Genomic DNA, 18,968 nt, shown 5'->3' on the forward strand with positions numbered 1-18,968 from the left:
GGACCACACTGTGCGCCGACTGACCGTGGTGCAGCTGCTGCCGGCGCTGCACTCCGGCGGGGTCGAACGCTCCACCCTTGAGATCGCCTCCGCCCTGGTTGCCGCCGGCCACCGGGCCATCGTCGTGTCCGCCGGTGGGCGCCTGGTCGAGCCGTTGCTCGCCAGTGGCGCCGAACACCTGACCCTGGATATCGGCCGCAAGTCGCTGCTGACGCTGCGCCATGTGCTGACCCTGCGCAACCTGTTCAACGAGGTGGGCGCGGACATCGTGCACGCGCGTTCGCGGCTGCCGGCCTGGCTGGGCCTGTACGCGGTGCGCAACCTGCCGGCGGCGACCCGCCCGCACTGGGTCACCACCGTGCACGGGCTCAACTCGCCGGGCCGCTACAGCGCGGTGATGACCAGCGGCGAGCGCGTGATCTGCGTATCCAACAGCGTGCGTGAGTTCGTGCGTACGCATTATCCGAGCGTGCCGGCCGAGCGCCTGCAGGTGATCCCACGTGGCGTGGATGTCAGCCAGTTCCCGCGTGTGGCCCGCCAGGATCGGCGTGCGCGCCTGGCCGTGGCCGCGCAGCATCCCGCGCTGGTCGGCGATGCGCCGTTGCTGTTGCTGCCTGGCCGTGGCACACGCCTGAAAGGGCATCGCCACGCGCTGAGCCTGCTGGCAGGACTACATGCCGCCGGCGTGCCGGCCACGCTGTGGATGCCGGGCACGCGCGAGCCCGGCCGCGAATCCTATGTCGCCGAACTGGAAGCACAAGCGCGCAGCCTTGGTGTGTTCGATGCGGTGCTGATGACCGCGCCGACCTCGCGCATCGCGCAGGCGTATGCAGCCAGTGATCTGGTGCTGCAGCTCTCGGACAAGGCCGAAGCGTTTGGCCGCACTGTGGTCGAAGCGTTGTCGGTGGGCCGCCCCGTGCTGGGCTGGAACCATGGTGGCGTCGGCGAGTTGTTGACTCAACTGCAACCCTCCGGCGCGGTACCCTTGGGCGACGCCGATGCACTGCTGGCGCGCGCGCAGCAGGTGCTGCTGCAGCCGCCCGCACTGCCGACGCGGATTCCGTTTACCTTGCAGGCCATGCAGCGTGACACGCTCCAGCTCTATACCTCCCTCATCAGCTGAGCCCATCGTCCTTCCCGGTTCGCCGGGCTCCCGCGCGGGCCGCTGGGCCCCGTGGTGGGTGATTGCGTTTGTCGCGTTGTGGCCGCTGCCCGGGATCGCCGAGGGCGTGCTCGTGCTCGGTGCGCTGTACGCGGCGGTGCGCATGGTCCAGCTGCGCCTGCAGGGCAAGCAGCGTCTGCTCAGCAGCCCTGCCTGGGCGCTGACCAGCATCCTGTTCCTCGGCTATTGGCTGCCGCAGGCGTTCTCCGCCTTCGATGCGATCGATCCCGGCACGGCATGGCGCAAAGCCGCGGCCGGCCTGCGCTATCTACCGTTCATGTGGCTGGTGGCAATTGCCGTGGCCACCCCGCAGCGGCGCGCGCTGACGCTGGGGGGGCTGGCGGTGATCACCGGGCTGTGGACGGTGGATGCGCTGGCGCAGGCAATCGTCGGCAGCAGCCCGCTGTTCTGGTCGATGGACCAGCTCAAGTGGGCGGTCAGCGGCCATGGGTTGTGTTCACCGCAGGAGATGGCGGCGGTGGATCGCCTCAGCGGCGTGCTCGGCCCGTGCAACCTCAAATTCGGCCAGGTGCTGGCCAGCCTCTCGCCCTTCCTGTTGTTCGCCGCCTCACGACGCGCAGGCATCCTCGGCTGGTCACTGGTGGCCGCCGCGGTGGGGGTCGTGCTGGTCTTGGCGGGCTCGCGCGCGGCGTGGCTGACCTACGCGCTGGTGCTGGTGTTCTCCGGCTGGCGGTTGATCGGCGTGCGCGGGTTGCTGGCCTGCGTCGCCGTCGGTGCGGTCGCGGCAGTCGTGCTCACCGTGAGCGTGCCCCAGGTCGGTGACCGGGTCGCGCGCACTGCCATGGCGTGGGAAGGCGAGAGCGACGGCGTCAATCAGGCCTTGTCCGGCCGCGCGCAGATCTGGGCCGCGGCGGCGTGCATGATCGAAGAGCACCCGATCAATGGTGTCGGCGCACGTGGCTTCCGCGATGCCTACCCGGGCTGCAATCCCAGTCCGGCCGCCCAGGAGGTGTGGGGTGCGGGCCCGGCATTGCATGCGCACCAGATCCTGCTTGAGATCCTGTCCGAGACCGGCATTCTCGGTCTGCTGCTGTGGCTGGCCGCCGTGGCTCAAGCCTGGCGCGCATGGCGCTTCGCCCCGCCGGACGCGCGTGAGCGCGCGCGCCCGGCGATGCTCGCGCTGGCGGTGACGGTGTTCCCGCTCAACACCCATCTGGCGTTCTATTCGACCTTCTGGGGTGGCCTGACCCTGCTGCTGGCTGCGCTGTACGCGGGCAGTCTGTTGGCACGCGACGACGGGTAGAGCCACGCCATGCGTGGCTGCTTGTGGCCCTGGCATGGGGAGATACCGACGCACACACGCGCCAACCACCGATGGGCTCCACGCCCCGGCAAACGCACCCTTGTGCGATGGCCAGCCCACGCCTCCAATGCGGCCGATACTCGCATCCAGGGTATTGCTACGCGCTCACCACCACCACGCACGGCAGGCGCAAGTGGTTCGAGGATCCCCTCAATGCAGAGGTAATCATCGACACGCTGCGTTACATGGATCGTTGCGGGGTCAGTTGCACGTTAGCTTGAGTGGTAATGCCGGACCACGTGCATTGGTTGATCCAACTGCGGCAAGACACCTTGGCTCGTTGCATGCTGCTGTTCAAATCACGCAGCAGCCGATTGTTGAATGAGCGTCTGCAGCGAACCGGGAAGCTCTGGCAGCACGGGTACTTCGACCACGCCGTTAGAAATGAGGAATGCTTGCGTCGGCAGGCGCTGTACATCCTCTCCAACCCGATACGTGCGGGATTGGCCAGTGCGTTGGGGGAGTACCCGCACGCCTGGTCGCGGTGGCCCATGGAAGCGTAGAGCCGCCCCATGGGGGGGCTGTTCGCGGTCTGGCATCATGCAGCCACCCATGGGGTGGCTCTACCGAGGGGGGGCGTGCAGCCACCCATGGAGTGGCGTTACCGGTAATAATCGCTCCGCCCACCGGGCTGACGCTTGAACCGGCGGTGGATCCACAGGTACTGGTCCGGGGCCTCGCGCACCATGGCTTCGATGGCCTGGTTGACCCGGGCGGTATCGGCTTCGACATCCTCGCTGGGGAAATTTTCCAGCGGTGCGCCGATCTTCAGGAAGTATTTCCCACCTTCGCGACGGTGGAAATACGGGATCACCGCACAGCCGGTCATCCGCGCCAGCTGGTGCGTGGCCGTGATGGTCGAGGCGGTGTGGCCGAAGAACGGCACGAACACCGTGTCCTTGCCGCGCATGTCCTGGTCCGGCGCATACCAGAGGAAGCCGCCCTTCTTCAGATGCCGCACCGTGGCGCGGATGTCCTCGTTGGCGTACATCGCCTTGGCGTAGCGCAGGCGGCCGAACTTCACCGCCCACTCGTACACCGGGTTGCGGTGCTTGCGGTACATGCCGGACAGTTCAACGTGATCGCACAGCAGGCGGCCGCACATCTCCAGCGTCATGAAGTGGCCGGAGACCAGCAGCACGCCACGGCCTTCGGCCTGCATGCGGTGCAGATGCTCCAGCCCGTCGATCTGTACCTGCGGGCGGATGCTGTCGATGCTGCCCCACCAGGCCCGGGCGAATTCAAAGATGCCCACGCCCAGCGCGTCGAAGCTGTCGCGCAGCAGGCGCTGGCGCCAGGCGTCGTCCTTCTCGGGGAAGCACAGCTTCAGGTTGACCTCGGCGGCACGCCGGCGGCTGCTGGCCAGCCGGTAGGCGACCGTGCCGACACCGCGGCCCAGCGCACGCTGCAGCATCCACGGCAGGCGGGCGATCGCGAAGGCGACCAGCATGAAAGCGAAGGTCGGCCAGTGGCGCGGATTGCGCAGGGACGGCCGGGTGGCGGTGGAAGCGTTATCGGACATGCCTCGATTCTAATGGATGCGCCCGGACGCGTCCCGGCAGGGCCATCACGGCGGCGCGGCGTGTCTTCCCCGCGCCGCTCCCGTATCCTTTGTCCATGCGTAAAAGCCCTGTCGAATGGATCCTGCGCGGCCTGTACTCGGCCGTGCTCTACCTGCTGTTGCCGATCACCGTGTACCACCTGGTCTGGCGGGGCTTCCGGGTGCGCGAGTACTTCCAGCGCTGGGATGAGCGCTATGCCTCCTATCCACACTCCAGCGGCCAGCCGCGGGTCTGGCTGCACGCGGTCTCGGTGGGTGAGGTGAACGCCGCAGCGCCACTGGTGAACGCCTTGCGCGCGCTGCGCCCGGACATCCGCTGGGTGATTACCACCATCACCCCGACCGGCTCCGAGCGCGTCCGCTCGCTATGGGGCGATGCCGTCGATCATGTCTATCTGCCGTATGACGTGCCGGGCAGCGTCGGCCGCTTCCTGGGCCACTTCAAGCCCAGCCTGGCGTTGATCCTGGAAACCGAGCTGTGGCCGAACCTGCTGTTCGGCTGCCGCGACCGCAAGATCCCCGTCTACATCCTCAATGCCCGCCTGTCGGCGCGCTCGCTGCGCGGTTATCGGCTGCTCAGTGCCCTGATTGGACGTGCACTGCGCACCGTCACCTGCGTGGCCGCGCAGTCGGCCGACGACGCCGAGCGGTTCATCCAGCTCGGTGCCCGCCCTGAACAGGTGCAGCCGTTGGGTAATCTGAAATTCGATATCGCCACACCGAACGTGCAGGACTTCATTGCGCGCTTCCATGATCTGGTGCCGGCCACGCGCCCGGTCTGGATCGCCGCCAGTACGCATGAGGGCGAAGAGCAGGCCACCATCGATCTGCACCGCCGCCTGCGCGAAGCGGTGCCGGGCCTGCTGCTGTTGTGGGCGCCGCGTCATCCCGAGCGCTTCCCGCGGGTGGAAGCGCTCGCCCGCGAGCAGGGCTGGAAGGTGGCCACGCGCCGCCAGCAGCAGTGGCCGCAGGCCGATACCGATGTGTTCGTGATCGATACCCTGGGCGAGCTGATGTCGTTCTACGGCTGTGCGCAGGTGGCCTTCGTCGGCGGCAGTCTGCAGGCCATCGGCGGCCACAACTTGCTCGAGCCCGCGGCCATGGGCACGGCGGCGGTCACCGGGCCGCACCTGCACAACTTCGCCGAGATTTCCCGGCGCATGCGCGAAGCCGGCGCGGTGGTGATCGCCGAGGACGCCAACGGGGTCGGCGATGCGCTGCTGACGCTGCTGCGGGACCCACAGGCGCGCGAAGACATGGCGCGTGCGGGCTGCGAGCTGGTCAGCAACGGCCGTGGCGCGTTGAAGCGCACCGTGGCCCTGATCGCACCGCAGCTGCCGCCGCCGGTGGCGTGATCGCGACCCGCCTGGCCGTCTTGCATGGCGACCAGGCCGGCCGATCCATCAGCCCGCGGCGACCAGCAGATCCCCCAGGAAGGCATACGCAAACCCGAAGTAGATGAACACGCCGATGAGGTCCATGACCGAGGTGATCATCGGTGCCGACAGCGTGGCCGGATCCGCCCCGATGCGGCGTGCGGCGAACGGCAGCAACGCGCCGATGATGCCGCCGAGCGCGGTGCACACCAGCATGCTCGAGCCCACCACCAGCAGCACGTCCATGCCCACGCCTTTGCTGAAGTAGGCCAGGATCGCTTCGAGTGCGGCAATGGTGATGCCCAGCCCCGCCGCGACCGGCAGTTCGCGCTGGATCACGAACCACACGTCGCGCCAGCTCAGTTTCAGCTCGCCCAGCGCCATGCTGCGGATCACCAGCGTGGCCGACTGGCTGCCGGTATTGCCGCCCATGTCCACGATCGGGGCGATGAAGGCGGCCAGTACGATCACCTGCGACAGCAGCTCCTCCTGCGCGGCGACAAACGTACTGGTGACAATGCCGAAGCAGGTCAGGATCGCCAACCAGAACACACGCACCCGGAACATCTGCTTCAGCGGCGTGCTGCGCACATCAAGATCGTTCCCGTTTCCGCTGACCGTGCCGCCAAAGCGCGCCAGTTGCGAGGCATCGCGTTCCTTCTCGATGTCCATCGCATCGTCCACGGTGACGATGCCGATCATGCGCTCGCCGCCATTGGTCACCGGCAGCGCGAGCAGATCGTAGCGACGGATCAGTTCGGCGGCCTGCAGCCTGGGCCAGTGCGCCTTCGCTGCTACCGGCTGCTCATGCATGATCGAGGTGATCGTGCGGTTCTCGTTGGCCAGCACCAGATCACGCAGGGCCACCGTGCCGCGCAGCCGCAGCGTATGGTCGAGCACGAACAGGATGTTCACCGTCTCGCTGTGCAGCGCCGTGGCGCGGATATGTGCCAGCGCCTGCGCCACGGTCATCTCCGGTGACACCCAGACATAATCGGACGTCGTCGCCGAACCGACCGTGCCTTCGGGATAGGACGCCATCTTGAGGATGTCGTCGCGCTCGACCTTGGTCAGCGCGGGCAGCAGCTTCTGCTTGGCATCCTCGCCAAGCCGGTTGTACAGGTCGGCGCGATCATCCGATGGCATGTGCTCGAACAGCTGCACCACCGCTTCGCGTGCCATCGCGGCCAGCAGCTGATCCTGGCGTATCTCGGTGAAGTGTGCGAACAGCTCGGCGCGCACCTGCGGCTCGAGCATCATCAACAAGGGGAGTGTCTTGTCCACGCTCAGTGCGTCGAGCGCATCGACCAGGTCCGAAGGGTGCGTGGTGGCGGCGATGCTGACAAAGCCGGCCGCGTCGAGCGAGAGCGAGAGGGTGCGGATCGAGAACAGGAGGTCTTCGCGGTTCATGGTGGTTCTCCAGCAAAAAGCAGCGCAGTGCGCTGAGGTACACAAGGCCGACGCACGGGCAGGGCTCGAGCGGGGCAGGTATCGGTGGGTGCATGGGCCGTGTGCTGACGTGCACGCGGTCCGGTCGATCGGTGCCGCCACGCGGCACGCAGGGCGTTACGGTGCAGAGGCCAGGTTGAAGCCGAGCGTGATCCAGTGACCGTCGCGCTGGTGGTGGACACGACCCGCGAGCAGATCCACGCTGGCGCCGCGCCAGAGTTCGTGGCGCATACCGAACTGACTGCTGCGCTGGCGTGTGGCGTCACGCGCGGTTTCGGCCAGCAGCGACCAGTGCGGCGCGGTGACGATTTCCAGGCCGATGCCATCGGTACGGCCGTGTGCGCCGGCGGTGCGGGCCCAGCCCAGGTTGAGGTGCAGCAACGTGCGATCGCGGGCGCCAAGGGCGAGGGTCAGGGGCGCGTTGATGCCCCAGTCATCGTCACGCAGGTGGCGCCAGTCGCTGCCAATGCCCGCACTCAGCGCCAGGCCCCAGCGGCGCTGGTCGATGTCGCGCAGCACGCGCTTGGCACCCAGCGCCCATTGCGTGGACGAGGCAGCCTGTTGATGGCTCAGGCCAAGCGACCACTCGGTATCGGCAAACGTGCAGGCCGGTACGGCGGTCCACTCCGCCCCGGCATCGGTGTGGCGGGCCCAGCTTTCCAGCTGGCAGCGGCCGGCATCGGTGATGGCGGCATCGTCCACCATCAGGCTGGCGGCGGCGCGGGTGTCGAACGGAAGCATCGCCACGGCCACGAGCGGCAGGGCGAACACACGGGAAACGTGCATGGGCAATCTCCAGGCAAACGGAAACGCCAGCGGCACCCTTCTTGGGGTCGGTGGAACGGCGATATGGATGATGCGAGGCGGGCGAGCGTGTCAGCTGCGCCGGTGGGCCCAGTCCTGTGCGGACGGAACCGACCTTGGGGTCAGTGGGTCCGTCGGCTCAGGAGCAGCAACGAGATCGACTATGACTGTCCAAGGAGGGGGCCTCTGGAGGGAAAGGGAAGGTGGTGCGGGGCGGACCTTAGTCACCCGGCGAGGTCAGGGTCAACAGGTTTCTGTCGTTTGACTGCGTTCTGTGTGCCTGGTCGCGGTTGCAAGTGCTTACTGGTGCGGAGTTCCTAGCGGTGGTCGGTTGTTAGGGAGAGCGGAATTGCAGCGTACGGCACAGTGTCGCAACCGGCGCTATGGCAACACAATCAATCAAGCAGCCGCGATAGAAAAAACAAAGCTGAACCCAATTGAAATAGTTGTCTTGTAGGTGCTTTACTCCGCAAAGTGGTGGTGTGCCTGTTCGGCTTCGTCCCCGAAACCAACCTGCCTTCTGCGAATCTTGCAGCGCCGGCATGTGCGGATGAGTCGCATGGGAAATGGATGTCCAACTTCGGGGAACATGATGAAGCATGCTGCTATCGGCGCTTTGCTGATGCTGATGATGTCTGCTGTCCACGCGCGGGACACCGCGAAGGAGCCGTGGGAAGAGGCCGAACGTCAAAGAGATGCATCTGAATACTGCCTCAAATAGCCAGCAGTATCCGAGCAAGCCGGAAGTGAGGCCGGCGCGCCCAGAAGAAATTCCTGGAGGTTCATGACATGGTTGAGGACTACAGCATGGTTGAGGATATGCCGGACTTTGCTCAGTGGGTCGATGCCAATGCCGGTGCATTTGACTTCTCTGATTACATTCATGCTCAGGTTGTGCAAGGGAGGATGACAACCGATGTGCTAGGTGCATTGGTTGGATGGCTATGGCCTCAGCTTCTAGAAGTGGGAGGGTTGATCGTACTTGCGTCAAAGAAGGACAAACTGCCGCTCCTGAAATCGCAGGGTTTGTCGGATGGTGAGGTCGAGTACTGGTGCAACTTCACGAATATTGATGGCATGTTGCCAGGGGTTCCTGTTTCTTTCACTGGTCACCTGGCGCATATAGTCCATGACATGTGGAGCGCGAAACTACAGAGTGAGTTTCCGTCCAAGCAATTTAGGGTAAGTGCTATTGAGCCTCGAGATAAGAATGAGTTGAGCGTAACGTTTCAGCAGAAGCGGTAGCACGCAGGCAGTTTGCTGAGGCTACGCCAAGCGAGAAGGTTGCCTCCGCAATGGATAAGATCAAGACTGGAAAATCTGCAGCGCCTGGAATCGCGGGTCAGCGTGGAGAGTCGATAGGGGGTGCTGGAGAGGCTGATTCAGACTGGCGGCGATTAAACGATGTGCCAGGCGCCGAATCCAAGGGAAGTAACAACGTAAGGCTTCCGGATGGTAGTAGTGCGAATCGGCATGGCAGTACGCGGCCTTATAGCCATGGTCCTGCAAAAGGTACGGATACCATTAAGCATATCCAGCGGGTAGTAGCACCCCAGAAACAACGATTCGATGCACAAAGGACTAGATATGATGTCTGATAGTTCGGCCAAGCTGAAGCTGCTCGCGGTTCTGTCGGATGCGCAACCGCCGGACAATCCCATTGTTGTCAATGGCTGGGCGGGGATTGCATTTGACAGAAATCGATATGCGGATCTTGCCCCGACAGACATCTGGGATGCCTGGTTGGATGTGCATATACAAAATTCCTGCCCATCTGACGCCATAGGGATTGCGTCCCTGGAGGACCTGGCTGTCGGCAAAGAAGAATGCAGGGTGGAGCCCAATCTTGACTCGCTGCGTCGATATTGGATGAAAGGTGAGCGATTTCTACGCGATCATTACGTCTTCTCGCTCTCGTTCAACTGGGTTGTTCGCCTTGATCAAGACGTGACACTGTTTGCGGCAGAGCGAGATTTCATGCGAGAAGTGATCGACCGTCTTCATGGTTTGAACAGTGTCATGGAGCGAATGACCGAGGATTTTGATCCTGGAGAGAATGATCTGGTTGGGTTGCGGAGATTTCTGTCCGACATCACAGAAGAGCTGCGTCATTGACATTCCGGCAAGTGCGTTGTTGCATCCAGTGGCATGAGTCCCGCCGGATGCCGTACCGCTCTGAATCGTTACTGGGAGGCGGACAACGACATAGGCGTAGCTGCGGAGGTCTAAGCGCTCATCGCCGCCTATGAAGCGGCCGCGGTAAGGTCGGGTGATTGAGAGTCTAGTCATCGACTCAACGTGTGGTTGCCGGCTCAAGTGCCCGCGTGCGAGCGAAGCGTTGCCAAAGTCGTGACTGAGGAAAGGGCAGCAGTCGGAATGAAGAGCGGCGATGCGAGGTCAAGCCTTGGCCGAAAGGCTGTGCAAGATGATGCTCGGCCTGGGCGCCTGTCACTGCCTGATCGACAGTGACGATGGGCTGACGGGGAGCCTGGGATCGCGTCATCCCGTTCTTCGTGTTTCTTTCGGGAATCCGCAAGGTCATCTCCACCACAAACGCCGTCGAAAGCGGCAACGCGCAGTTGCGCAAGGTGATCAAGACCGAGGGGGCACTTCCCGACTAATGAGGCGGCCACCAAGCTGATCTGGCTGGGTTTACATAACATCACGGCCAACTCGGGCGGTACCACCCACGAATGGAAAGAGACGGTGAGCCAGTTTGCAGTCATTTATTGGGATGGTGGATCTCCAGCAATCCTTGTTCATGAAAAGCACCCATAAAAAAACCACCCGCATGCGGGTGGTTTTTCTGTCTCGCCCTGCGCCGTCGATCAGTTGACGGTGGTGCTCGGCGTGGCGGCCTTCTGGGTCAGCAGGCGGTTGATGTCCTGCAGTTCGGCGATGTCCAGCGTGCCGACCGCCTGGCCCAGCTGCAGGCGGTTCTGCAGGAAGGTGTAGCGGGCGTTGGCGTAGTCCAGCTGTGCGGAGAACAGGATGCGCTGGTTCTGGATCACGTCAAGCACGGTACGCGTGCCGACTTCCAGGCCGACCTGCGAGGCGTCATAGGCGCTCTGCGCCGAGACCACCGCCAGGCGACGCGCTTCCACTTCGCTGATGCCCGCCACCAGGGTCTGGTAGGCATTGCGGGTGTTGCGGTCCAGGGCACGCTTCTGCTGCTCGTAACCGTCCTGGGCGATGTCGCGCTGGGCTAGGGCCTGGCGCACGCCGGACTGGGTGGCGCCGCCGGAGAAGATCGGCACGTTCAGGGTCAGGCCGACGCTGTTGGTGCGGCGGTCCGGGCTGAAGCTGCCGCTGTCGCCGACCACATCGCCCCAGCTGGCCGACTTGCCGGCGGTGGCACCGAGCGACAGAGTCGGGTAGTGCGCGCCGCGGGCGGCCGAGACGCCGGATTCGGCGGCGTTGACCTTCAGTTCCTGCGCCTTCAGCGCCGGGTTCTGTGCCACGGCCTCGTTCACCAGCGTATCGATGGTGGCGTACTTGGCCGGCAGCTCCGGACGGAAATCGGCCGGCAGGGCGCGCAGGTCGGTGACCGGCTGGCCGGTCAGCTCGGTCAGCGCCTGGTAGGCGTCGGCCAAGGTGTTCTGCGCGATGATCGTGTTCGCGCGCGCCTGGTCGTACTGGGCGCGGGCTTCGTGCACGTCGGTGATCGGGGCCAGGCCCACTTCCAGGCGCTTGTCGGCGAAGTCGAACTGCTTCTTGGCAGCGGCTTCGTTGGTCTGCGCGGCCGACAGCGATTCAATGCCCACCAGCACGTTGAAGTACGCCGCCGAGGTGCGCACGATCAGGTCGTCGTTGGCCGAATCCAGGGTGAAGTCGGCCGCCTTGCTGAGCTCGCGCTGCGAACGCAGGTTGGCGAACTGGGTGAAGTTGAAGACCGTCTGGCTGCCGTTGATCGTGTAGTTCCGGCTCTTGGTGGTGAACGAGCTGGAGGTCAGATCATGGTTCGGGTTGGTGCGGCTGCGGTTGAGCGAGGCCTCGCCGTTGAGCTGCGGCAGCAATGCGGCACGCGCCTGCACGGCGCCTTCCTTGTCATACAGGCGGGTCGACTCGGCAGCCGAGAGCTGCGGATCGCCATTGCGCGCCATTTCGTAGACCTGCAGCAGGTCGGCGGCAGAGGCGGTCATCGGCAGCAGGGCGGCGGCCAGCGCAAGGGCGAGGGATCGGCGGATCATTGCGGCTTCCTTGGACTCAGAGTTGGAACTGGGGTGCCGGGGCGGCACCGCGCAGGTAATCGATATCGGTTTCGAACAGCGATTCAGTGGTGCCGTCCGCCTTGACCAGCACCGCTTCCATGACCGGCGACCGGCCACGGATCACGAACAGTCGACCGCCGGGACGCAGCCACTGGGCGAAACGTGACGGGATGACATCCACCGCGCCGGTGACGCAGATCGCATCGAAGCGGCGCTCGGTGTCCCAGGTCAGGGCGTCGGCGGTTTCGATGCGGACGTTGTTGCCCAGGCCGGCCGCGTCCAGACGCGCACGCGCGGTCGTGGCCAGCTCGGCGTCGATTTCCAGGCTCAGCACTTCGCGGGCCAGCTCGCCCATGCAGGCGCTCAGGTAGCCGCTGCCGGTGCCGATTTCCAGCACTTCATCGCCCGGCTGCAGATCCAGCGCCTGCAGGGTGCGGCCTTCGATGACCGGCTTCATCATCTTCTGGCCGTTGCCCAGCGGCAGCTCGATATCGGTGTAGGCCAGGGCCCGGTGCGATTCAGCGACGAACGCCTCCCGCGGCAAGCGTGCCAGTACATCGAGCACGCGAATTTCCAGCACATCCCAGGGGCGGATCTGCTGTTCGACCATCAGTTCGCGGGCGTGGGAGTAATCGATCGTCATGAGGTTCTATATCCAGCGCAGTGGGCCGGCCATTTTACCGGTGCCGGGAGCCGGCGGCGCGCTGAGAGCATCGCTGCCGTCGCGCCGGGGTCGCAGTGCCGGAAGTCACCGCGACCTCCGGTCCATTCAGTTTAGTCCCGCCGGGCATACGCCCGCAGGAAAAAGTCGACGCTGGCGCTCACATGGGCGTCGGCATCGCACTCGGCCGGGGCCGGCCGCAACCCGCACATCATATGCGTATGCAGCTCGCCCTTGATCAAGGTCAGGAACTGGATCGCGGCGGTCGGGAAATCGGTGATCTCCAGCTCGCCGCGGGCGGTGCGGGCACGCAGGAAGTCGGCCAGCGCGTCGGTGGTCCGCTGCGGGCCGGCCAGCCAGAACATCTCGCGGATCCGGTCATCGGTATCCGGGGACATCATCACCCGCTGCACGGCGACCGCCGCATCGGAGGTGATCAGGCTGAAGAACGCGTGGCCGATGCCCATCAGCTGGTCACGCAGCGGGCCTTCGATGTCGGTGACGAACAGCTCGTCCGGCAGCATCTCGACGCACTTGGATTGCACAGCTTCGGTGAACAGGGTTTCTTTGTCGCCGAAATGGCTGTAAACGGTCAGCTTCGATACGCCTGCCTGGGCAGCGATGCTGTCCATGCTCACACCGTTGTAGCCCTGGTCGACGAACAGCGATTTGGCGGCTTCCAGAATGGCCGCGCGCTTGCCCAGATCCTTCGGGCGCCCCGGTCCGGCGGCCTTGGCGGGCGGCTTGGAGGGCGATGTAGAGGGGGTGGCATCAGTCATCCAAACAATACTAGACCAATCGGTTCGATATTTATACTATACCGGCTGGTTCAATATTGAAGCGGCTGGAACAGTGTGTCTCCAGTGGCTTTTTCCGGGTTACTTTTCAGGTCCAGGACCTCATGAAAAACATGCGATGGATGGGTGGTGGGTTGCTGGCGATCGCGCTGGCAGCATGTGGCAAGCAGGACGCCGAGCCGGTCGCGCCGATTCCGGTGCTGGTGGTCCACGCCGGCACCGTGGCCGGCCAGGAAGTGGCTGCCTATCCCGGTGAGATCCGGGCCCGCGAGGAGAGCCCGCTGTCGTTCCGCGTTGGGGGCAACCTGATCAAGCGCCATGTCGATGCCGGCCAGCGCGTGCGCAAGGGCCAGCTGCTGGCCGAGCTGGACGCCGCCGACTACGCCTCCCAGGCCAGTGCGTCGCAGGCGCAGCTCGCTGCCGCCGAAGCCGACCTGGTCCGCGCCCGGGATGACCAGAAGCGCTACGCCACGTTGGCCGAGCAGCAGCTGGTCAGCCAGTCCGCGCTGGACAGCCAGACGGCTGCCTTCAAGGCTGCGCAGGGCCAGGCCAATGCCGCCCGCGCGAATCTGGCCGTGGCCCGCAACCAGGCCGAGTATGCGCAGCTGCGTGCGCCGGCCGATGGCGTGATCGCCAGCCGCCAGGCCGAAGCCGGGCAGGTGGTCAGTGCCGGGCAGACCGTATTCACCCTGGCCGCGGATGGCGGCCGCGAAGTCGTGATCGCGCTGCCGGAAAGCAACATCCGCGATTACCAGGTGGGCCAGCCGGTGCAGGTGGAACTGTGGAACCGCCCGGGCCAGCTGTTGGCCGGCACGATCCGTGAGATCGCCCCGGCCGCCGATGCCCAGGGGCGTACCTATGCCACCCGCGTCAGCCTGGCCCCGGAAGCCCTGACCGAAGTGGAACTGGGCCAGAGCGCGCGCGTGTTCGCCGCGGCCGGTCGCCAGGGCACGCTGCAGTTGCCGCTGGCGGCAGTGCAGCGCGGTGCCGATGGGCGCAGCAGCGTGTGGGTCGTCGATCCGGCCAAGCACACGTTGAAGGCCACGCCGGTGACGGTCGGCGCGTACGGCGTTGAATCCGTTCCGGTGCTGAGCGGGGTGAACGCGAACGACTGGGTGGTGGCCGCCGGCGGCCATCTGCTGCGCGAGGGCCAGCCGGTGACGGCAGTGGACCGTCAGAACCGCCCGGTGCTGGCACCGGCAGCCAAGCCTGCCGCCGCCGCGCCTGCCACCGGCAAGGGAAACTGATCCCGTGCGCCGCTTCAACCTCTCCGAATGGGCGCTGGGCAACCGGCCACTGGTGCTGTTTGCGATGCTCGCCTTCGCGATCATCGGCGCGTGGTCGTACAAACACCTGGGCCAGTCCGAAGATCCGCCGTTCACCTTCAAGGTGATGGTGGTGCGCACGAACTGGCCCGGCGCGACCGCCGAACAGGTCTCACGCCAGGTCACCGAGCCGATCGAGAAGGCACTGCTGAACACCGGGCAGTACGAGTTCATCCGCTCCTACTCGCGCCCGGGCGAATCGCAGGTGATCTTCGTGGCGCGCGACAGCCTGCGCTCCAAGGCGATTCCCGACCTCTGGTACCAGGTACGCAAGCGCGTGGGCGACATCAAGCCGACGCTGCCGCGCGAAATCGTCGGCCCATTCTTCAACGATGAATTCGGCGATACCTTCGGCAACATCTACGCGTTGACCGGGCAGGGCTTCGACTACGCGGTGATGCGCGACTACGCCGACCGCATCCAGCTGGAACTGCAGCGCGTGCCGGATGTGGGCAAGATCGAACTGGAAGGCCTGCAGGACGAGAAGGTCTGGATCGAGCTGTCCAACACCAAGCTGGCTACGCTGGGCGTATCGCTGCAGCAGGTGCAGCAGGCATTGGCCGACCAGAATGCCATTGCTGCCACCAGTTTCTTCGAAACCCCGACCGATCGTGTGCAGCTGCGCGTCACCGGCCAGTTCAAGAGCGTGGAGGACATCCGCAGCTTCCCGATCCAGGCTGGCGACCGCACCGTGCACCTGGGCGACATTGCCGAGATCAAGCGCGGGTTTGCCGATCCGGCGTCGCCGAAGATGCGCTTCATGGGCGAAGACGCCATCGGCATCGCGGTGGCGATGAAAGACGGCGGCGACATCCTCAAGCTGGGTAGTACGCTGGACGCCGAGTTCGAACGCCTGCAGAAGACGCTGCCGGCCGGCATGCAGCTGCGCAAGGTCTCCGACCAGCCGCATGCGGTGGAAGAGTCCGTCGGCGAGTTCGTGCAGGTGCTGACCGAAGCGGTGGTGATCGTGCTGCTGGTGAGCTTCTTCTCGCTCGGCCTGCGCACCGGCCTGGTGGTGGGCGTGACCATTCCGCTGGTGCTGGCGATGACGTTCTTCGTCATGCATTACTTCGGCATCGGCCTGCACAAGATTTCCCTTGGCGCGCTGGTGCTGGCGCTGGGCCTGTTGGTGGACGATGCGATCATCGCGGTGGAGATGATGGCCACCAAGATGGAGCAGGGCTACGACCGCCTGCGCGCGGCCAGCTTCGCGTGGGAGTCGACCGCCTTCCCGATGCTGACTGGCACGCTGATCACCGCGGCCGGCTTCCTGCCGATCGCCACGGCTGCCTCCAGCACGGGCGAATACACCCGCTCCTTGTTCCAGGTGGTGACCATCGCGCTGGTGGTGTCGTGGATCGCCGCGGTGCTGTTCATTCCGTACCTGGGCGACAAGATGTTGCCGGACCTGTTCAACCCGCAGCCGCCCAAGCCGGACAGCCTGGCGGGGCGCTGGCATGCCCGTCGCCTGCAGTGGGCCGACCGCCATCCCGCGTTCGCGCGCTGGATCGCGCCGAAGGTGCATGCGCACGACCATGATCCGTACCAGCGTCCGTTCTACGTGCGCTTCCGCCGTTTCCTGGATGTCTGCCTGCGCCATCGCTGGTGGGTGATCGCCGCCACGGCCGCGCTGTTCGTGTTCTCGCTGCTGATCTTCCGCTTCGTGCCCCAGCAGTTCTTCCCGGATTCGACCCGCCCGGAACTGATGGTGGACATCGAACTGGCCGAGGGTGCCTCATTGCAGGCCACCCAGGCGCAGGCGACCAAGCTGGAAAAGCTGCTCAAGGACCGCGAAGGCATCAGCAATTACGTGGCCTACGTAGGCACCGGCTCGCCGCGTTTCTACCTGCCGTTGGACCAGCAGCTGCCGGCCACCAACTTCTCGCAGTTCGTGGTGCTGACCGAGAATGCCACCGCACGTGAGGCGACCCGCGACTGGCTGCTCAAGGATGTGATTCCGCAGTTCCCGGACGTGCAGATGCGCGTGACCCGTCTGGAGAATGGCCCGCCGGTCGGCTACCCGGTGCAGATGCGCATCTCCGGCGAGCATATCGAGCAGGTGCAGGCCATCGCACGGCAAGTGGAAGCCAAGGTACGTGCAAATCCACACGTGATGAACGTCAACCTGGACTGGAGCGAGCCGAGCAAAGTGGTGCGGCTGGTGATCGACCAGGACCGTGCACGCGCACTGGGTGTGAGCAGTGCGCAGGTGAGCCAGTTGCTGGGTACCTCGTTGTCGGGCATGAGCGTGAGCACTTACCGGGAGGGCAACCGCCTGATCGAAATGTTGCTGCGTGGCCCGGACAACGAGCGTGTGCGCTTGGACATGCTGGGCAGCCTGGCCATTCCGACCGCCAGCGGCACCTCGGTGACGCTGTCGCAGGTGGCGCGCCTGGAGTACGTGTTCGAGGACGGCATCATCTGGCACCGCAACCGCCTGCCGACGGTGACCGTGCGCGCCGACATTGCCGACGCCAAGCAGCCGCTGGACGTGGTGCAGCAGATCCTGCCGACGCTGGAGGGCATCCGTGCCGAGCTGCCGTCCGGCTACCTGCTGGAAACCGGCGGTACGGTGGAGGATTCCACCCGTGGCCAGGATTCGATCAAGGCCGGCATGCCGTTGTTCCTGATCGTGGTGGCGACCTTGCTGATGCTGCAGCTGCGCAGCTTCTCGCGTGCGGCGATGGTGCTGGTCACCGCACCGCTGGGCATCATCGGCGCGACCCTGTTCCTGCTGCTGTTCCGCGCGCCGTTCGGCTTCGTGGCGCTGCTGGGGACGATCGCGCTGGCTGGCATGATCATGCGCAACTCGGTGATCCTGATCGATCAGATCCAGCAGGATATCGACGCCGGGCATGACCGCTGGCACGCGATCATCGACGCCACCGTCCGCCGCTTCCGCCCGATCGTGCTGACCGCGTTGGCGGCGGTGCTGGCGATGATTCCGCTGTCGCGCAGTGCCTTCTACGGCTCGATGGCGATCTCGATCATGGGCGGCCTGATCGTCGGCACCGTGTTGACCCTGGTGTTCCTGCCGGCGCTGTATGCCGCGTGGTTCCGGGTGAAGCCGGATGAGGCGAAGACCAGCGAAGGCTGAGGGACGATGAAGCCGGCCGATGGCCGGCTTCATTGTTTGAGTGCGACGCAAATGCCTGTCGTCTTCGTCGTGCCAGCAAGCGCACAATGCACACCGGATTTCTTTGGTCGCGCATGATGTCGTCACGTTCCTCTTCTCGGTTCGCCACTGCGGCGGCGATCGTTCTGCTGATGGTTTCCGCGTTGCCAGCGCAGGCGACCACCGCTGCCGGTTTCCAGCGCGATCTCGTCGAGCTGCTGGAGTGCCGTGCCTCACCGGCAACGATGCAGGCGGTGACGACCGCGTTGCGTGGCGCACGGTATGGCGCGCCGCAGGAACGACCGGCGCATCTGCAGGGCTGGAGCTTCACGCGCAGCGGTGACGAGGAGCACGCGACGACCCTCATCGACATGCCGGTGACGTTGACGGCACACGGCATCACAACGCACCGCGTGGTGGCGGATGACATGGGTTTCTCGATTCCCGTCGATGCAGGGCAGCGCGCGCGCATTGTCAGCGGGAACGGGCTGCAACGCCGATCGAGCACCTTGCGTGAGCCGTTCCAGGTATGGTCAGCGCCCGCTGCATCCGGTAGGCCGTCATCGGCGGGCTCCATCGTGGTGAGCAGCGATGGTGAGGGCTATCGGGTGGGATGTGATTATCCCGGTCCGATGCAGGACGCGCGTGTTCCACCGCGATTGCGCGACACCGCCACGGCCAGTGATATGGGGGCTGCGCTCGAGTGTCGGGCTGACGACGCTGCCATGCAGCGCATCGCGAACATGTGGGAGCGTGTGTCGGAACTGTCGCCGCTGGCATGGCCGGACAATGTCAGCGCGGTTGCCGAGCGTGAGTACCGTGTTGATGGCCAGGAGATGCCAGTCATGGTCATCACCCTGGAGCAGCCGGTGGCGTTGAAGGGCGTGGCTGCGACGTCGATCGTCCTCGCGTATGGCGGCTATCTCGCAGCCGACATGGGCGATGCGCCGCTGAAGGCGGTGCTCGATGCCACCGGCCTGGGCGCGGCGGATCGGCAGGCAGAAGGCTACTGGATGCGAGAAGCAGCGCGGGAGGCGTCCTCGGGATACACGCGCGTACGGGCCTTCAGCGTGATAGCCACCGACAGTGGGGCCGTGCTGGCCGGCTGTATGACGAGCGAGGTCCGCTCGGCGGACTGAGTGCTGCCGTAGGAGATACGGCAGGGCGCAGCGGGTGAACACCG

The 18,968-nt window shown here is 65.2% G+C and carries 14 protein-coding genes and 2 pseudogenes; 10 read left to right on the top strand and 6 right to left on the bottom strand.

Features of this window, described 5'->3' with window-relative positions; genetic code table 11:
- Positions 1–10 precede the first annotated feature (10 nt).
- The 3 genes and pseudogenes from EDF74_RS11460 (at position 11) to EDF74_RS18420 (ending at position 2,989) form a co-directional block, all read left to right on the top strand.
- Positions 11–1,123 carry a glycosyltransferase gene (locus EDF74_RS11460; RefSeq protein ID WP_123730241.1) on the top strand — a complete coding sequence of 371 codons (1,113 nt, stop codon included), beginning with the start codon at positions 11–13 and terminating at the stop codon, positions 1,121–1,123.
- Positions 1,104–2,426, top strand: coding sequence for an O-antigen ligase family protein (locus tag EDF74_RS11465; protein ID WP_428999172.1), 1,323 nt, complete (start codon positions 1,104–1,106; stop codon positions 2,424–2,426). The genes EDF74_RS11460 and EDF74_RS11465 overlap by 20 nt, the downstream gene beginning before the upstream one ends.
- Positions 2,427–2,533: 107 nt before the next feature.
- Positions 2,534–2,989, top strand: a pseudogene (locus EDF74_RS18420) (REP-associated tyrosine transposase).
- Between the two features lie 98 nt (positions 2,990–3,087).
- On the opposite strand, the gene EDF74_RS11475 reads toward EDF74_RS18420, so the two are convergent.
- Entirely contained in the window at positions 3,088–4,008 is a 921-nt protein-coding gene (locus EDF74_RS11475; RefSeq protein WP_123730242.1) for an LpxL/LpxP family Kdo(2)-lipid IV(A) lauroyl/palmitoleoyl acyltransferase, read from the bottom strand.
- 95 nt (positions 4,009–4,103) lie between these two features.
- On the opposite strand from EDF74_RS11475, the gene waaA reads away from it, so the two are divergent.
- A complete protein-coding gene (waaA, locus tag EDF74_RS11480) occupies positions 4,104–5,402 on the top strand; it encodes a lipid IV(A) 3-deoxy-D-manno-octulosonic acid transferase (protein ID WP_123730243.1) in 1,299 nt (432 codons plus the stop codon).
- Positions 5,403–5,450: 48 nt separating this feature from the next.
- On the opposite strand, the gene mgtE is transcribed toward waaA, so the two are convergent.
- Both mgtE and EDF74_RS11490 read right to left on the bottom strand, forming a co-directional pair.
- Positions 5,451–6,833 (bottom strand): magnesium transporter, encoded by a 1,383-nt coding sequence (mgtE, locus tag EDF74_RS11485; RefSeq protein WP_123730244.1) that lies wholly within the window; start codon positions 6,831–6,833, stop codon positions 5,451–5,453.
- Between the two features lie 156 nt (positions 6,834–6,989).
- The gene (locus EDF74_RS11490; protein ID WP_123730245.1) at positions 6,990–7,658 is read right to left on the bottom strand and encodes a hypothetical protein; all 669 of its coding nucleotides are present in this window, start codon (positions 7,656–7,658) and stop codon (positions 6,990–6,992) included.
- 807 nt (positions 7,659–8,465) lie between these two features.
- On the opposite strand from EDF74_RS11490, the gene EDF74_RS11495 reads away from it, so the two are divergent.
- The 3 genes and pseudogenes from EDF74_RS11495 to EDF74_RS11505 all read left to right on the top strand — a co-directional run.
- A complete protein-coding gene (locus EDF74_RS11495; protein WP_123730246.1) occupies positions 8,466–8,921 on the top strand; it encodes a hypothetical protein in 456 nt (151 codons plus the stop codon).
- A gap of 345 nt (positions 8,922–9,266) precedes the next feature.
- Entirely contained in the window at positions 9,267–9,791 is a 525-nt protein-coding gene (locus EDF74_RS18130; protein ID WP_148045948.1) for a hypothetical protein, read from the top strand.
- Positions 9,792–10,156: 365 nt separating this feature from the next.
- Positions 10,157–10,454, top strand: a pseudogene (locus EDF74_RS11505) (transposase); the annotation flags it as partial.
- Positions 10,455–10,504: 50 nt separating this feature from the next.
- Here EDF74_RS11505 and EDF74_RS11510 read toward each other — a convergent pair.
- From EDF74_RS11510 to EDF74_RS11520, 3 genes are all read right to left on the bottom strand, one after another.
- Complete coding sequence (locus EDF74_RS11510; protein WP_123730248.1) at positions 10,505–11,866, bottom strand: TolC family outer membrane protein; 1,362 nt, start codon at positions 11,864–11,866, stop codon at positions 10,505–10,507.
- A 16-nt stretch (positions 11,867–11,882) separates the two neighbouring features.
- A complete protein-coding gene (locus EDF74_RS11515; RefSeq protein ID WP_123730249.1) occupies positions 11,883–12,530 on the bottom strand; it encodes a protein-L-isoaspartate O-methyltransferase family protein in 648 nt (215 codons plus the stop codon).
- A gap of 131 nt (positions 12,531–12,661) precedes the next feature.
- Positions 12,662–13,327, bottom strand: coding sequence for a TetR/AcrR family transcriptional regulator (locus EDF74_RS11520; RefSeq protein WP_123730250.1), 666 nt, complete (start codon positions 13,325–13,327; stop codon positions 12,662–12,664).
- Positions 13,328–13,449: 122 nt separating this feature from the next.
- On the opposite strand from EDF74_RS11520, the gene EDF74_RS11525 reads away from it, so the two are divergent.
- From EDF74_RS11525 to EDF74_RS11535, 3 genes are all read left to right on the top strand, one after another.
- Positions 13,450–14,592: an efflux RND transporter periplasmic adaptor subunit gene (locus tag EDF74_RS11525; protein WP_123730251.1), complete on the top strand. Its 1,143-nt coding sequence runs from the start codon at positions 13,450–13,452 to the stop codon at positions 14,590–14,592.
- Positions 14,593–14,596: 4 nt separating this feature from the next.
- Positions 14,597–17,767: an efflux RND transporter permease subunit gene (locus tag EDF74_RS11530; protein ID WP_123730252.1), complete on the top strand. Its 3,171-nt coding sequence runs from the start codon at positions 14,597–14,599 to the stop codon at positions 17,765–17,767.
- An 86-nt stretch (positions 17,768–17,853) separates the two neighbouring features.
- Positions 17,854–18,924 carry a hypothetical protein gene (locus EDF74_RS11535; RefSeq protein ID WP_148045949.1) on the top strand — a complete coding sequence of 357 codons (1,071 nt, stop codon included), beginning with the start codon at positions 17,854–17,856 and terminating at the stop codon, positions 18,922–18,924.
- Positions 18,925–18,968: the final 44 nt, after the last annotated feature.

It is taken from the genome of Stenotrophomonas rhizophila (genome assembly GCF_003751305.1).
Classification (GTDB): Bacteria; Pseudomonadota; Gammaproteobacteria; order Xanthomonadales; family Xanthomonadaceae; genus Stenotrophomonas; species Stenotrophomonas rhizophila_B.